Source organism: Kitasatospora sp. NPDC041988 (assembly GCF_055588525.1).
The window spans coordinates 1-14,730 of sequence record NZ_JBVJCO010000081.1 but is presented as its reverse complement, the minus strand read 5'-3'; the positions used below and the strand labels follow the sequence as shown (position 1 = coordinate 14,730).

Sequence of the window (14,730 nt, the reverse complement as noted above, 5' to 3'; positions counted from 1 at the left end):
CTCCTACACCTCCGCCACCAGCTACCGCCCCGACCCCGCCGACCCCCGCGAGATCCCCGGCAAGAAGAGCTTCGACCAGCACTTCCCCCTCGTCACCACAACAGCCGACAACGGCACCACCCGCAACGAACTGATCACCACCGGCGACACCGACACCCGCCGCTTCGTCTACGGCGAGGCCAAGGAAAAACGCTTCCAAACCCTGGCCGACCTCTTCACGACCACGGAAACCATCAAGGCCACCTACACCGACATCGTCCAGCAACGCACCGAAAACGAACAACGCAACCTCACCACCACCACCGAACGACGCACCCAAAACACCCGCACCCAACCCGAACCACCCATCGAACCCACCCAGCACGACCTCCTCGACGAACCGGACGGCCTCGACCTCGACCTCTTCGACTCCATCGGTAGCAGTCCGTTCGCAGACGCCGCGACCGAGCCCATCGCCACTCCTCTCCCCGACGAGCTGACGTCCGACCACCCGGCCCGGCCGGCCACGGCCCCCTTGACATACCTCGCCGCCACGACCACGGCTCAGGAGACGAACACGCGTGGGCAGCAGCCCGACTCGACGCCGGTCCCACAGATGACCGAGGCCGACCGGATCGCGGACATCCTGGCGGGCGGCCCACCGGCCTCCGGATGACAGCGCACCCCGGGTCGGCCGCAGAGCGAGGGCGTCCTCCCGACCCGCGGACCGAACGCGCCGGGGCAGGTGACCGCCCGGGAGGCGCGGTCTCCGTGAGCCGGGCAGCCCCCTCCATCCACGCCCGGAGTGAACGGCGAGGGCGCCGGACCCCGTCGGGCGGCGGGTGCCACCTCGCCATTACTCGCCGGTAGGCTGCCCGAGGCCCCTTCGCCGGGACGGCCGCGCCGGCGGCACACAGGACGGTCAGGACGGGAACCATGGAGATACGGCTGCTCGGCCCGGTCGAGCTGTGCGTCGCGGGCGGCGAGGCCCTCGGGGTGGGCGGCGCGCAGCGGCGGGCGGTGCTCGCCCTGCTCGCGCTGGAGCTGGACCGGGCGGTGCCGGTCGAGCGGTTCTTCGAGCTGCTCTGGGCCGACGAACCGCCGACCCACGCGAAGGCGGCGCTGCAGGGCCACATCGCGGCCCTGCGCAAGCTCCTGACCGGGTCGGGCTTCACCCTGCACACCCGCGCGCCCGGCTACCGGCTCACCGGCGACCCCGGGAGCGTCGACGCGCTCGCCGCCGCGGCGCTGGCCGCGCGGGCCGCGCGGACCACCGACGACACCGCCGCCGCCGCACTGCTCCGGCAGGCGCTCGGGCTCTGGTGGGGCGCCGCCCTCGCCGGTCTCCCGGCCACCCCGCTCTGCGCCGCACTGGCCGGCGGGCTGGACGACGCCCGGACCGAGGCCCTGACCGCGTGGGCGCGGCGGCAACTGCGCCTCGGGCAGGGCCACACGGCCGTCCCCGCGCTGGAGCAGGCCGTCCGCGCGGACGGGCTGTCCGAGCCCACGACGGCCCTGCTGATGCGCTGTCTGCACCAGAGCGGCCGCAGCCCCGACGCGCTGCGCGTCTACCACCGGTCCCGCGTGCGGCTGGACGAGGAGCTGGGCGTCACACCGGGGCCCGCGCTGCAACAGGCCCTCGCCGAGGTCCTGGCGGCCGGTGGGCCCACCGACCCACCCGGCCGGCCCACCGACTCACCCGGCCGGGCCGCCGGGGAACCAACCCCGCCCGCCGCGCCGGTGGCCGGCCGGCTGCCCGCGCCACCGCGGGGTTTCGTCGGCCGCGACGCCGAGGACGACTGGCTGGACCAGCAGTGCGGGCCGGACCGGACCGGGGACGGCCTGGCCGTGGTGGCCGGCCCCGCCGGAGTGGGCAAGACCGCACTGGTGGTGCGCTGGGCGCACCGCGCCGCGGCGGGCTTCCCGGACGGCCGGCTCTTCGCCGACCTGCGCGGCTTCGACCCGGCCGGCCCGGGCGACCCTGCGCAGGCACTGGGGAGCTTCCTGCGGGCGCTGGGCCTGCCCGAGGCGGCGATCCCCGAGGACCGGGCCGCCCGGGCGGCGCTCTTCCGGGAGCAGACCCGGCACCGCCGGCTGCTCGTCGTCCTGGACAACGCGCGGTGCGCCGACGACGTCGCCGGCCTGCTGCCCTCCGGGCCCGGCTGCGCCACCGTGGTCACCAGCCGCAACAGCCTCGAGGACCTCGTCGTCACCGACGGCGCCGCCCTGCGCCAGCTCGCCGCACTGCCGGCCGCCGACGCGTACCGACTGCTGGAGCGCGCGCTGACGGCCGAGCGCCTGGCGGCCGAACCGGAGCCGGCCAGGCGGCTGACCGAGCTCTGCGACCGGCTGCCGCTGGCCCTGCGGATCGTGGCCGGCCGCCTCGCCGCCCGCCCCGGCCGGCCGGTCGCCGACCTGGTGGCGGAGCTGACCGACGAGCGCACCCGGCTGGCCGCCCTCGGCGCCCCGGGCGGGGCGGGCGGCGTCCGCACGGCGCTCTCCCTGACGTACCAGCACCTGCCCGAGAGCGCGCGGAGCCTGCTCGCTTTGCTGGCCGTGCACCCGGGGGCCGAGGTCGACCCGTACGCGGCGGCCGCCCTGCTCGGCTCGGACGCCGACGGGGCCCGGCACGCGCTCGGCCCGCTCACCGCCTACCACCTGCTGTCGGAGCCCGCGCCCGGCCGCCCGGGCGGCACGACCTCGTCCGGCTCTACGGCGCGGAACTGTTCGACCGGCTCCCCGAGGGGCGGCGGCGGCAGGCGTTCCGGAGCCTGGTCGACTACGAGCTGGTCGCCGCCGGCCTGGCGGTGCGCCGGATCAACCCGTTCCACGAGCCGTTCCGGCCGGCCGGGCCCGGCCCACGGGTGCTGCCGCGGCTCGGTGACGTCCCGTCCACGCTCGCCTGGTGCCACGCCGAGGAGCCGGTGCTGCGCGCCCTGGTGACGGCCGCCACCGACCGTGGCGAGTACGAGCGCGCCTGGCGCCTGGCCCGGGTGACGGCCACCCTGTACTACGGCGCCGGACGCGTCTCCGACCGGCTCGGCTGCCTGCGGATCGGCTTGCGGGCCGCCCGGCTGGACGGCGGCCGGGAGGGGCTCGCCGCCATGGAGGCGGCGACGGCCTGCGCGCTCGGCTCCACCGGGCGCGTCGCCGAGGCGCTGCCGCTCGCCGCGCAGGCCGTCGCGCGGACCACACCGGACGACGGAGACCTGCACGTGCACGCCCTCTCCGTCCGCGCCTCGATGGCCGCGCTGTCCGGCGATCCGGCCGGCGCCGACCGGCTCTCGCAGGCCGCGCTCGCGCTGATCCGGGCGAGCGGGCCGAGCGAGCACGCCGCCACCGTGCTCAGCAACGCGGCGGCCCTCAAGGTCGTCCTCGGCGATCCCGTGGCCGCGCTGGACCACGCCCGGGAGACGCGCGCCCTGCTGGCCGGCAACCCGACGGCCAACGCCCACCTCTGGGCGATGGTCAGCGAGGCCCTGGCCCTCCAGGCGCTGGGCGAGCGGACGGCGGCCGAGCGGGTCTGGCGGGAGGCGCTGCGCCTGTGCCGGTCGACCGGGAACGTGCGGCTCCACGCCCTGGCCCAGCGCCACTTCGCCGAGTTCCTGGCCGGGACGGGCCGGGCCGGCGAGGCCCGCGACCACCTGCGGGCGGCGGGCGAGCTGTACACCGCGCACGGGGACGTCCGCTCGGCCGAGGAGCTGGACCGGCTGCTGTCCCCGCCACCCGGCACCGCGGCCGGCGGCTCCCCGGCCCGCGACCTGCGGATCGCGTAGACCCGCCCTCCGGCGTACGGCTCCCGGCAACCGAATCCGAATCCGAACAAGCGAAGCCGAGCAACCAAAGCCGAACAGCCGAAGCCGCGCGACCAAAGCCGAGCGGCCGTGTCCGAACGACCGAATCCGAAGCCTCCGGAGGCGAGATGACGATCCATCACCTGGACTGTGCCACCATGTGCCCGTTCGGGGGCCGGCTGCTGCTGGGCAGCGGCGGGCCCCTGGTCGGGCGCCTGTCGGCGCACTGCCTGCTGGTGGAGGGCGCGCAGGGGCTGATCCTGGTCGACACCGGGTTCGGGACCGGAGACGTCGCCGACCCCCGCCGGCTCGGCCGGGCGTTCCTGGGGGCCGTCCGTCCCCGGCTCGAACCCGCCCGCACCGCCCTGCACCAGGTCCGCGCGCTCGGCCACGACCCGCGCGACGTCCGCCACATCGTGCTGACCCACCTCGACCCCGACCATGCCGGCGGGATCGGCGACTTCCCGCACGCCGAGGTGCACGTCCTGGCCGACGAGCTCCGGGCCGCCACCGCGCCGCCGACCCGCGGCGAGCGGGACCGCTACCGCCCGGTCCAGTGGGCGCACGGCCCGCGCTGGGTGGAGCACCGGGCAGACGACGCCACCGAGGACTGGTACGGGTTCCGCGCGCTCCCCGTGCTGCCCCGCGAGGTGCCCGGCCTCCTGCTCGTCCCGCTGGCCGGGCACACCCGGGGCCACTGCGGCGTCGCCGTCCGGGACGCGGACGCGGACCGCTGGCTGCTGCACAGCGGCGACGCCTACTTCTCGCGCACCGACACCGATCCCGCCGGCCCGCGCCGGCCGCCCGCGCTGAGCGCCTTCCAGCGCATGATGGCCGTGGACGGCCGCGCCCGCCTGCAGAACCGCGAGCGCCTTCGCGAACTGCGCCGCACGCACCCGGACGAGGTGCGGGTGATCTGCGCCCACGACCCCGCCGACTTCGACCGGTTCGCGCGGGGATAGCAGCACCGGCCGGGGCGCCCTGGGGCTGCCCCGGCCGGCCGTGCCGGCGTGGCGGACTACTGGGGGGTGACGTAGGCGCCGGAGATGCCGCCGTCGACGAGGAAGGTGTTGGCGGTCATGAAGGAGGAGTCGTCGGAGGCCAGGAAGGCGACCGCGGCGGCGATCTCCTCCGGCTCGGCGAAGCGGCCGAGCGGGATGTGCACGAGGCGGCGGGCGGCTCGCTCCGGGTCCTTGGCGAAGAGCTCCTGGAGCAGCGGGGTGTTGACCGGGCCCGGGCAGAGGGCGTTGACCCGGATGCCCTCGCGGGCGAACTGCACGCCCAGCTCGCGCGACATCGCCAGCACGCCGCCCTTGGAGGCGCTGTAGGAGATCTGCGAGGTGGCCGCGCCCATCACGGCCACGAAGGAGGCGGTGTTGATGATGGAGCCCTTGCCCTGGCGCCGCATGTGCCCGATCGCGTACTTGCAGCAGAGGTAGACGCTGGTCAGGTTGACCTCCTGGACGCGCTTCCAGGCGTCCAGGCCGGTGGTGAGGATCGAGTCGTCGTCCGGCGGGGAGATGCCCGCGTTGTTGAAGGCGATGTCGAGCCGCCCGTACTCGTCCACGGCCCGCTGGAAGAGGTCGCGCACCGCGTCCTCGTCGGTGACGTCGACCTGGACGAAGAGGCCGCCGACCTCGTTGGCGGCCTTGGCCCCGGTCTCCGGGTCGAGGTCGGCGCAGACCACCTTGGCTCCCTCGGCGGCGAACCGCCGCGCGGTGGCCAGGCCGATGCCGCTGCCCGCGCCGGTGATGACGGCCACCCGGCCGTCGAGTCGCTCGGTCATGCTGATCATTCCTCCGTGGAGATGAAGACGTTCTTGGTCTGGGTGAAGGCGTCGAGGGCGTCCGGGCCGAGCTCGCGGCCGAGGCCGGACTGTTTGAAGCCGCCGAAGGGTGTCGAATAGCGCACCGAGGAGTGCGAGTTGACGGAGAGGTTGCCGGCCTCCACCCCGCGGGAGACCCGCAGCGCGCGGCCGACGTCCTTGGTCCAGATGGAGCCGGAGAGGCCGTACTCGGTGGCGTTGGCGATGCGCAGGGCGTCCTGCTCGTCGCGGAAGGGGACGACGGTGACGACCGGGCCGAAGATCTCCTCGGTGAACGCCGGGTCGTCGTGCCGCACCGGCGCCAGCACCGTCGGCGGGAACCAGAAGCCGGGGCCGTCGGGGGCGCTGCCCCGGAAGGCGACCGCCGACCCGTCCGGGACGTAGGAGGCGACCCGGGCGTGGTGGGCGGCCGAGATCAGCGGGCCCATCTCGGTCTTCTCGTCGGCCGGGTCGCCGACCCGCAGGGCCCGGACGGCGGGCTCCAGCAGGGCCATGAACGCGTCGTAGACGGAGGCCTCGACCAGGATCCGGGAGCGGGCGCAGCAGTCCTGGCCGGCGTTGTCGAAAACGGCGTAGGGGGCGGTGGCGGCGGCCTTGGCGAGGTCGGCGTCGGCGAACACGATGTTGGCGCTCTTGCCGCCGAGTTCGAGGGTGACCGGCTTCACCTGGGCGGCGCAGCCCGCCATGATCTCCTTGCCGACCCGGGTGGAGCCGGTGAACACCACCTTCCGCACGTCCGGGTGGGTGACGAAGCGCCGGCCGACCACCGGGCCGCGGCCGGGCAGGATCTGCAGCACGCCCTCGGGCAGGCCCGCTTCGAGGGCGAGTTCGCCGAGGCGCAGGGCGGTGAGGGGGGTGAGTTCGGCGGGTTTGACGATGACGGTGTTGCCGGCGGCGAGGGCGGGGGCCAGCGCCCAGGCGGCGATCGGCATCGGGAAGTTCCACGGCACGATGACGCCGACGACGCCCAGCGGCTCCTGGAAGGTGACGTCGAGGCCGCCGGCGACCGGGATCTGCCGGCCGAAGAGCCGCTCGGGGGCGGCGGCGTAGTACTCGATGACGTCGCGGGCGTTGCCGGCCTCCCAGCGGGCGTTGCCGATGGTGTGGCCGGCGTTGGCGACCTCCAGGGCAGCGAGGTGCTCGCGGTCGCCGTCGACGGCGGCGGCGAAGGCGCGCAGCAGGCGGGCCCGGTCGGCGGGGGCGACCCGGCGCCAGGTGTCGAAAGCGGCGCGGGCGCGGGCGACGGCGGCGTCGGTCTCGGCGAGGCCGGCCAGTTCGACGGTGGTGATCACCTCCTCGGTGGCGGGGTTGACCACCGGGTAGAGGTCGGGGTCGGTCATCGGGTTGTCTCCCTGTCACTGGCAGGAACGAAGCTGGCGTCGACGAGTGCGCCGAAGAGGCGTCGGTCGTCGGGGTCCGTCTCGGGGTGCCACTGCACGCCCAGCGCGAAGCGGTGGCCGGGCAGTTCGAGCGCCTCCACCGTCCCGTCGGCGGCCCACGCGGTGGCGCTCAGCCCGGCGCCGATCCGGTCGGCGGCCTGGTGGTGGTAGCAGGAGACGTCGGCGGCGGGCCCGAGGACGGCGGCGAGCCGGCTGCCGTCGTGGACGTCGACGCGGTGGCGGACGAATTCGGCCGGGACGATCTGGTGGCTCCGCTCGGGCAGGTGCTGGCGGAGGGTGCCGCCGAGGGCGACGTTCAGCAGTTGCATGCCGCGGCAGACGCCGAGCAGCGGCAGGTTGCGGCCGAGGGCTCCGCGCAGCAGCTCCAGCTCCCAGTCGTCGCGGGCGTGGTGCGGTGGGCCGGTGCGCGGGTCGGCGGCGGCCGCGTAGCGGGCCGGGTCGATGTCGGGGCCGCCGGCCAGGACCAGCCCGTCCAGCGCGTCCAGCAGGTGGCCGACGCCGCCGGGCTGCGGCGGCAGCAGCACGGGCGTGCCGCCGGCCACCGCGACGGCGTCCACGTAGGTCTGCGGGACGAGCGAGGCGCGCTGGCGCCAGACGGACCAGGCGGCCTCGTCCTGGTAGCTGGTGATGCCGATCAGGGGGCGTCGGCGGTGGTCACGGTTCACGGTCGCTCTCTGGGGTTCACGGGCGGCTGCGGTTCACGGGCGGCGGGTTCCCGGGCATCCGGGGGTTCCGGGTGTTCGCCCGGTCACAGCCGCTCGAATCCCCGGCGCCGCTCCCAGTCGGTCACCGCCCGGTCGTAGGCGGCGAGTTCGACCCGGCCGGCGTGGGCGTAGTGGCGGACGACGTCCTTGCCGAAGGCCTCGCCGGCGGCGGCGCTCTGCTCGAAGGCGGCGACCGCGTCGCGCAGGGTGGCCGGCACCCGGGGGGAGTCGGAGGCGTAGGCGTTGCCGGTGAACTCCGGTTCGAGTTCGAGCTGTTGCTCGACGCCGTGCAGCCCGGCCGCGATCAGGGCGGCGACCGCGAGGTACGGGTTGACGTCGCCGCCGGGGACGCGGTTCTCGAAGCGCAGCGAGGGGCCGTGGCCGACCACCCGCAGGGCGCAGGTGCGGTTGTCCCGCCCCCAGGCGATCGCGGTGGGCGCGAAGCTGCCGGGCACGTACCGCTTGTAGGAGTTGACGGTGGGGGCGAACAGCAGCGAGAAGTCGGCCAGGCAGGCGAGCTGTCCGGCCAGGAAGTGTTCCATGGTGCGGGAGAAGCCGTGCGGGCGGTCCCCGGCGAACACCGGTGCACCCTGCTCGTCACGCAGGCTGAGGTGGATGTGACAGGAGTTGCCCTCGCGCTCGTCGTACTTGGCCATGAAGGTGAGGCTGTAGCCCTCCTGGGCGGCGATCTCCTTGGCACCGGTCTTGTAGACGGAGTGGTCGTCGCAGGTGGTGAGGGCGTCGGCGTACTTGAAGGCGATCTCGTGCTGGCCGAGGTTGCACTCGCCCTTCGCCGACTCGACGGTGAGGCCGGCGCCGGCCATCCCGTTGCGCAGCCGGCGCAGCAGGGGTTCGATCCGGCCGGTGCCGAGGACGGAGTAGTCCACGTTGTACTGGTTGGCCGGGGTGAGCCGGGTGTAGTCCTTGTCCCAGGCCTGCTCGTAGGTGTCCCGGAAGACGATGAACTCCAGCTCGGTGGCGGCGTGGGCCTGCCAGCCGTAGCCGGCCAGCCGCTCCAGCTGGCGGCGCAGGATCTGGCGCGGGGAGACGGCGACGGCGGTGCCGTCGTGGTGGGTGATGTCGCACTGGACCATGACGGTGGCCGGGTGCCAGGGCACCGCCCGCAGGGTGGCGAGGTCGGGGCGGAGCGTCAGGTCGCCGTAGCCGCTCTCCCAGGAGGAGATCTCGTAGCCGTCCACGGTGTTCATGTCGACGTCGACGGCGAGCAGGTAGCCGCAGCCCTCGGCGGCGTTCGGGACGACGTCGGTGAGGAAGTACCCGGCGGCGACGCGTTTGCCCTGGAGGCGTCCCTGCATGTCGGTCATCGCGAGCACGACGGTGTCGACGGAGCCGTCGGCGACGCGGCTGCGCAGCTCGTCGAGGGTGAGCCTGGGGCTGTTCAACGGGTCTCCAGTTCGGCGTCTTGGGCGTCTTCGGCGTCCGGTCCGGCGGGCCCCGGCGGGGTCTCGTGGATGCGGGGGCCGGTGAACCAGTGGCGGGCGGAGGCGAGCCACCAGAGGCCGGCGAAGCCGACGACCACGGTGACGGCCACGGGCGTGTAGTTGAAGCTCTCGGCGGTGATCGGGTTGACGGTGGGGAGCATGAACAGGACGGTGATCACGGCCGTCCAGCCGACCGCGACGATGCCGATCATCCGGCTCCAGCGGCCCAGGTGCCAGGGGCCACGCGGGAAGGCCTCGCCCTGGCGCAGCCGCAGGTAGACCGGGATGACGTAGGAGATGTACAGGCCGATCACCGAGATCGAGGTGACGGCGGTGTACGCGGTGGAGTTCCACAGCGCGGGCAGGCCGAGCAGCAGTGCGCCGCCGGTCGCCAGCCAGACCGCGTTGGTGGGGGTCTGGGTGCGCGGGTCGATGCGGTGCCAGAGGGAGGATCCGGGCAGTGCGCCGTCCCGCGAGAAGGCGTAGATCATGCGGGAGTTGGCGGTGACGGAGGCCATGCCGCAGAAGAACTGGGCGCCGATGACGATCAGCAGGAGCAGTTCGGCGCCGTTGGTGCCGATGGCGTCGATGAAGATCTGCGCGGGCGGCACCTTGGTCTCGCTGTTCAGCGCGCCGTCGTAGTCGCGGATGGCGAAGGTGATGCCGAGCAGCAGGATCCAGCCGGCCGCCAGGGAGACGGTGATGGCGTTGACGATGCCGCGCGGGCCGGAGCGGGCGGCGTCCTGGGTCTCCTCGGTCATGTGGGCGGAGGCGTCGTAGCCGGTGAGGGTGTACTGGGCCATGAGCAGGCCGAGCATGGCCACGTAGAACTGGTTGTGGAAGCCGGTGTTGTTGACGAACTCGGTGAACACGAAGGAGGCGGAGGCGTGTTGGTCGGGCAGCAGGACGAGCGCGCCGACGATGACGGCGACGCCGACCAGGTGCCACCAGACGGACAGGTTGTTGAGGAAGGCGACCAGCCGTACGCCGCGGGTGTTGAGCAGGCCGTGCACCGCCAGGATGACGGCGAAGATCTCCACGGTGTGCGCGGGGCTGGCCTCGAAGCCGAACTGGAGGGTGAGGAAGGCATTGGTGAAGAAGGCCGCGCCGTAGTCGACGCCGGCGGTCACCGCGACCTGGCCCAGGAAGTTGAACCAGCCGGTGAACCAGCTCCAGGCCGGGCCGCGACTGCGGGCCAGTTTGGCGGACCAGTAGTACAGGCCGCCCGCGGTCGGGTAGCTGGAGCAGATCTCGGCCATCGCCAGCCCGACGCAGAGCGTCAGCAGGCCGACCACCGGCCAGCCCCAGATGATCATCGCGGGGCCGCCGGCGTTCATCCCCGTCCCGTACAGGGTGAGACAGCCGGACAGGATCGAGACGATGGAGAAGGAGACGGCGAAGTTGGAGAAGCCCGACATCGAACGGGCGAGCTCCTGGGTGTAGCCGAGCTCGCGGAGCCGTTGTTCGTCGGCGGAAACGGGGGATGTGTCTACCGGAAACACCGGTGGGGAAGGGTGGTCGGGTGAGCGTTCGTCGGTCATGGGCACCCCTGGGGGTTGAGGTGTGCCGGAGCGGTGCGCGGCCACGGCGGTGTGGCGCGCCTCCCCGGCGGGCGAGACGGTCGGGCGGCTCTTCAATGGCCTGGATTCAGACCATTGGGGTGGTGAGCAGCATCGTTCACCCCCCGCCGGGGCCGCGTCAAGAGCGGTGAGGGGGCGAGTCCGAGGAGCGCTCGGAAGCGAGCTCTCGGAGAGCTCATAGGGCCTGGGGGGGGGGGGGGGGGGGCCCCCCCCCCCCCCCCCCGGACACCCCGCCCGCAGCACCCCTCCCCCCCCACCCCCCCCCCCCCCCTCCCCCCCCCCCCCCCCCCCCCCCCCCCCACCCCCCCCCCCCCCCCCCCCCAGGCCCTCTGTACGATTCCGGCGTGGACGTCGACGAAGCACGCGAGCGGGCGCGCGTGGACTGGCAGGCCGGGGCGATCTTCCGGCCCGTGCGGACCGGCAACGCCTTCGAGGAGACCGTCGAACGCCTCCTCCAGGCGATCAAGCTGGGCGTCTTCGGCCACGGCGACCGGCTGCCCGCCGAGCGCGACCTCGCCGCCCGGCTCGGAGTCAGCCGCGAGACCCTGCGCGAGGCGCTCCGCACGCTCCAACAGGCCGGCTGCGTCGAGCCACGCCGCGGCCGCTACGGCGGCACCTTCGTCACCTACCGGATGCCCCCGCCCGACGTCGCCGAACTGCGTCGGGCCGCCCGCGACCTCGGCGGCGAGCTGGAGGACGCGCTGACGTACCGCCTGGTGCTGGAGACCGGCGCCGCCGAGGCCGCCGCCCGGCGCACCCTCTCCCCCGACCAGCGCGCCTACCTGGAGCGCCGGCTGGCCGACCTGGAGGGCGCGCCCGCCGAGCAGTACCGGCAACTGGACTCGCGCTTCCACCTCGCGGTCGGCGAGCTGACCGGCTCGCGCACGCTGGCCGCCGGCATCGCCGAGGCCCGGATGCGCCTCAACGACCTGCTCAACGCCATCCCGATGCTGGACCGCAACATCGAGCACGCCGCCGACCAGCACCGGGCGATGGTCCGGGCGATCCTGGACGGCGACGGCGAGGCCGCCCGCCGCGCCACCGAGGAGCACCTCGCCGCCACGGCCGCACTGCTGCGGGGATTCCTCGCCTGAAGCCTGCCCCGGAGGCCCGGGACGGGCTTCGGCGCCACCACCCACCGCATCCGGGTGACCACAGAGCGCGACTCGCACCCGCGTTCGGATATCCTGGCCGGGTGAGCGAGAACCTGCCCCCGTGTCCCCAGTGCTCCAGCGAGTACACCTACGAGATGAACGCCCTCATGGTCTGCCCCGAGTGCGGCAACGAGTGGGTGCCGGCCGAGGGCGCGGCCGAGGAGGCGGGTGCCGCCGGCGACCGGGTGATCAAGGACTCGGTCGGCAACGTGCTGAGCGACGGCGACACCGTGACCGTCGTCAAGGCCCTCAAGGTCAAGGGCAGCCCCTCGGGCATCAAGGCGGGCACCAAGGTCCGCAACATCCGGCTGGTCGACGGGGTCGACGGCCACGACATCGACTGCAGGATCGACGGCTTCGGCCCCATGCAGCTCAAGTCGAGCGTGGTCAAGAAGGCCTGAGCCCGGGGGCGGGCGCCCGCGTCGGACGGTGACGCCGGGCGCCCTTGACGAGTTATCAGGTCATCCGTCCCGGACTATTGACTCGGATTCCAACAGTGGCGATTCTCGTCACACCGAGTACGCGGGACATGACAGTCGGCCGGACGGCGCACACCCCCCGGACGGTCCGGCTCTTCGACCGCGTCATCCGCTCATCGGATCCGAGTGGTGACCATGACTCAACTCCCCCACAGCAGGCCCAGACTCGTCACCCTCCTGGCCTCGCTCCTCACCCTGATCGCCGTGGCGCTCGCCGCCCCGGCGCCCGGGGCGGCGAGCGAGCCAGGCTGGTGGAACCCGACCGCGCGACCCTCGCCCGACTCGCAGATCAACGTCACGGGCGAGCCCTTCAAGGGGACCGACTCCCAGGGGAAGGTCCGGGGCTTCGTCGACGCGCACGACCACATCATGGCCAACGAGGCCTTCGGCGGCCGGCTCATCTGCGGCAAGTCGTTCTCCGAGGCCGGCGTCGCGGACGCGCTCAAGGACTGCCCCGAGCACTACCCCGACGGCTCGCTCGCGATCTTCGACTTCATCACCAAGGGCGGCGACGGCAAGCACGACCCGGTCGGCTGGCCGACCTTCGCGGACTGGCCGGCCCACGACTCGCTGACCCACCAGCAGAACTACTACGCCTGGATCGAACGGGCCTGGCGCGGCGGCCAGCGGGTGCTCGTCAACGACCTGGTCACCAACGGGGTGATCTGCTCGGTCTACTTCTTCAAGGACCGCAGCTGCGACGAGATGACCTCCATCCGCCTGCAGGCACAGAAGACGTACGACCTGCAGGCCTACATCGACACGATGTACGGCGGACCGGGCAAGGGCTGGTTCCGGATCGTCACCGACAGCGCGATGGCCCGCGAGGTGGTCAAGCAGGGCAAGCTGGCCGTCGTCCTGGGCGTGGAGACCTCCGAACCGTTCGGCTGCAAGCAGATCCTGGACGTCGCGCAGTGCAGCCGGGCCGACATCGACCGCGGTCTGGACGAGCTGTACGGGCTGGGCGTGCGCAGCATGTTCCTCTGCCACAAGTTCGACAACGCGCTGTGCGGGGTCCGCTTCGACGAGGGCGCCCTCGGCACGGCGATCAACGTCGGCCAGTTCCTGTCGACCGGCACGTTCTGGCAGACGGAGAAGTGCGCCGGGCCGCAGCACGACAACCCCATCGGCCTGGCCCCGGCACCGGCCGCCCAGCAGCAGCTGCCGCCGGGCGTCGCGGTCCCCTCGTACGCCACGGACGCCCGGTGCAACACCCGCGGGCTGACGGAGCTCGGCGAGTACGCCGTGCGCGGCATGATGAAACGCAAGATGATGCTCGAGGTCGACCACATGAGCGTCAAGGCGGCCGACCGCTCCTTCGACATCCTCGAATCCGAGTCGTACCCGGGCGTGATCTCCTCGCACAGCTGGATGGACCTCGACTGGACCGAGCGGGTCTACAAGCTCGGCGGCTTCGTCGCCCAGTACATGAACGGCGCCGAGGCGTTCAGCACGGAGGCCAAGCGCACCGACGCGCTGCGCGACCAGTACCACGTGGGCTACGGCTACGGCACCGACATGAACGGCGTCGGCGGCTGGCCCGGCCCGCGCGGCGCGGACACCGCCAACCCGGTGCGGTACCCGTTCCGCAGCGTGGACGGCGGCTCCGTCATCGACCGGCAGACCACCGGCGCCCGCACCTGGGACATCAACACCGACGGCGCCGCGCACTACGGCCTGGTCCCGGACTGGCTGGAGGACATCCGGCTGGTCGGCGGCCAGGACGTGGTGGACGACCTCTTCCGGGGCGCCGAGTCCTACCTCACCACCTGGGGGGCGTCCGAGCACCACCGGGCCGGGGTGAACCTGGCCGCGGGCTCGCCCGCCTCGGCCGCCTCCACGGAGTGGAACCCGTTCACCAGCTACGCACCCGGCCGGGCCGTGGACGGCGACCCGGGCACCCGCTGGGCCAGCGACTGGAGCGACGACCAGTGGCTCCGGGTCGACCTCGGCGCCACCGCCCTGGTCGGGCGCGTCACCCTGGACTGGGAGCGCGCCTACGGCAAGGCGTACCGCATCGAGGTCTCCACCGACGGCACCACCTGGCAGTCCGTCTGGTCCACCACCACCGGTGACGGCGGCCTGGACACCGCACGGTTCACCGGCGTCCCGGCCCGGTACGTCCGCGTCCACGGGCTACAGCGCGGCACCCAGTGGGGCTACTCGCTCCACGAGGTCGGCGTCTACAGCACCTGACGGGTGTCCCGGCCCGGGGGGGGGGGGCGGGGGCCGGCGGGGCGGGGGGGGGGGGGGGGGGGGGGGGGGGGGGGAGGGGGAGGGGCGGAGGGGGGGGGGGGGGGGGGGGGGGGGGGCGGGGGGAGGGGGGGGGGGGGGGGGGGAGATGATGGGAGGGGAAGGAGGCGGGGTGGGGAG

General features: G+C 73.8%; 12 protein-coding genes. 7 read left to right on the top strand and 5 right to left on the bottom strand.

Annotated features, from left to right (window positions below; translation table 11 throughout):
- The 4 genes from ACZ6NC_RS40910 to ACZ6NC_RS40895 all read left to right on the top strand — a co-directional run.
- Nucleotides 1-655 (top strand): hypothetical protein (locus ACZ6NC_RS40910; protein ID WP_465738979.1); only part of this gene is annotated, 655 nt, incomplete at its 5' end.
- 260 nt (nucleotides 656-915) lie between these two features.
- A complete protein-coding gene (locus tag ACZ6NC_RS40905; RefSeq protein WP_465738978.1) occupies nucleotides 916-2,922 on the top strand; it encodes an AfsR/SARP family transcriptional regulator in 2,007 nt (668 codons plus the stop codon).
- The gene (locus ACZ6NC_RS40900; RefSeq protein ID WP_465738977.1) at nucleotides 2,904-3,755 is read left to right on the top strand and encodes a hypothetical protein; all 852 of its coding nucleotides are present in this window, start codon (nucleotides 2,904-2,906) and stop codon (nucleotides 3,753-3,755) included. Before ACZ6NC_RS40905 ends, ACZ6NC_RS40900 begins: the two co-directional genes overlap by 19 nt.
- A 146-nt stretch (nucleotides 3,756-3,901) precedes the next feature.
- Nucleotides 3,902-4,735, top strand: a complete 834-nt coding sequence (locus ACZ6NC_RS40895) for an MBL fold metallo-hydrolase (RefSeq protein ID WP_465738976.1) — start codon at nucleotides 3,902-3,904, stop codon at nucleotides 4,733-4,735.
- Nucleotides 4,736-4,791: 56 nt separating this feature from the next.
- Here the strand turns inward: ACZ6NC_RS40895 and ACZ6NC_RS40890 are convergent, their stop codons facing one another.
- The 5 genes from ACZ6NC_RS40890 to ACZ6NC_RS40870 form a co-directional block, all read right to left on the bottom strand.
- Nucleotides 4,792-5,568 carry a 3-oxoacyl-ACP reductase gene (locus tag ACZ6NC_RS40890; RefSeq protein WP_465738975.1) on the bottom strand — a complete coding sequence of 259 codons (777 nt, stop codon included), beginning with the start codon at nucleotides 5,566-5,568 and terminating at the stop codon, nucleotides 4,792-4,794.
- On the bottom strand, nucleotides 5,565-6,938 hold the full coding sequence (locus ACZ6NC_RS40885) for an aldehyde dehydrogenase family protein (RefSeq protein WP_465738974.1): 1,374 nt from the start codon (nucleotides 6,936-6,938) through the stop codon (nucleotides 5,565-5,567). The genes ACZ6NC_RS40890 and ACZ6NC_RS40885 overlap by 4 nt, the downstream gene beginning before the upstream one ends.
- Nucleotides 6,935-7,663, bottom strand: a complete 729-nt coding sequence (locus ACZ6NC_RS40880; RefSeq protein ID WP_465738973.1) for a gamma-glutamyl-gamma-aminobutyrate hydrolase family protein — start codon at nucleotides 7,661-7,663, stop codon at nucleotides 6,935-6,937. Before ACZ6NC_RS40880 ends, ACZ6NC_RS40885 begins: the two co-directional genes overlap by 4 nt.
- Before the next feature lie 83 nt (nucleotides 7,664-7,746).
- Entirely contained in the window at nucleotides 7,747-9,105 is a 1,359-nt protein-coding gene (locus ACZ6NC_RS40875) for a glutamine synthetase family protein (RefSeq protein WP_465738972.1), read from the bottom strand.
- Complete coding sequence (locus ACZ6NC_RS40870) at nucleotides 9,102-10,685, bottom strand: amino acid permease (RefSeq protein WP_465738971.1); 1,584 nt, start codon at nucleotides 10,683-10,685, stop codon at nucleotides 9,102-9,104. The genes ACZ6NC_RS40875 and ACZ6NC_RS40870 overlap by 4 nt, the downstream gene beginning before the upstream one ends.
- 383 nt (nucleotides 10,686-11,068) lie before the next feature.
- Between ACZ6NC_RS40870 and ACZ6NC_RS40865 the strand changes: the two genes are divergently transcribed.
- The 3 genes from ACZ6NC_RS40865 (at nucleotide 11,069) to ACZ6NC_RS40855 (ending at nucleotide 14,553) form a co-directional block, all read left to right on the top strand.
- Complete coding sequence (locus ACZ6NC_RS40865) at nucleotides 11,069-11,818, top strand: FadR/GntR family transcriptional regulator (RefSeq protein ID WP_465738970.1); 750 nt, start codon at nucleotides 11,069-11,071, stop codon at nucleotides 11,816-11,818.
- A gap of 101 nt (nucleotides 11,819-11,919) precedes the next feature.
- Nucleotides 11,920-12,279, top strand: coding sequence for a zinc ribbon domain-containing protein YjdM (locus tag ACZ6NC_RS40860; RefSeq protein WP_465738969.1), 360 nt, complete (start codon nucleotides 11,920-11,922; stop codon nucleotides 12,277-12,279).
- A gap of 213 nt (nucleotides 12,280-12,492) precedes the next feature.
- On the top strand, nucleotides 12,493-14,553 hold the full coding sequence (locus ACZ6NC_RS40855; protein WP_465738968.1) for a galactose-binding domain-containing protein: 2,061 nt from the start codon (nucleotides 12,493-12,495) through the stop codon (nucleotides 14,551-14,553).
- Nucleotides 14,554-14,730 lie beyond the last annotated feature (177 nt).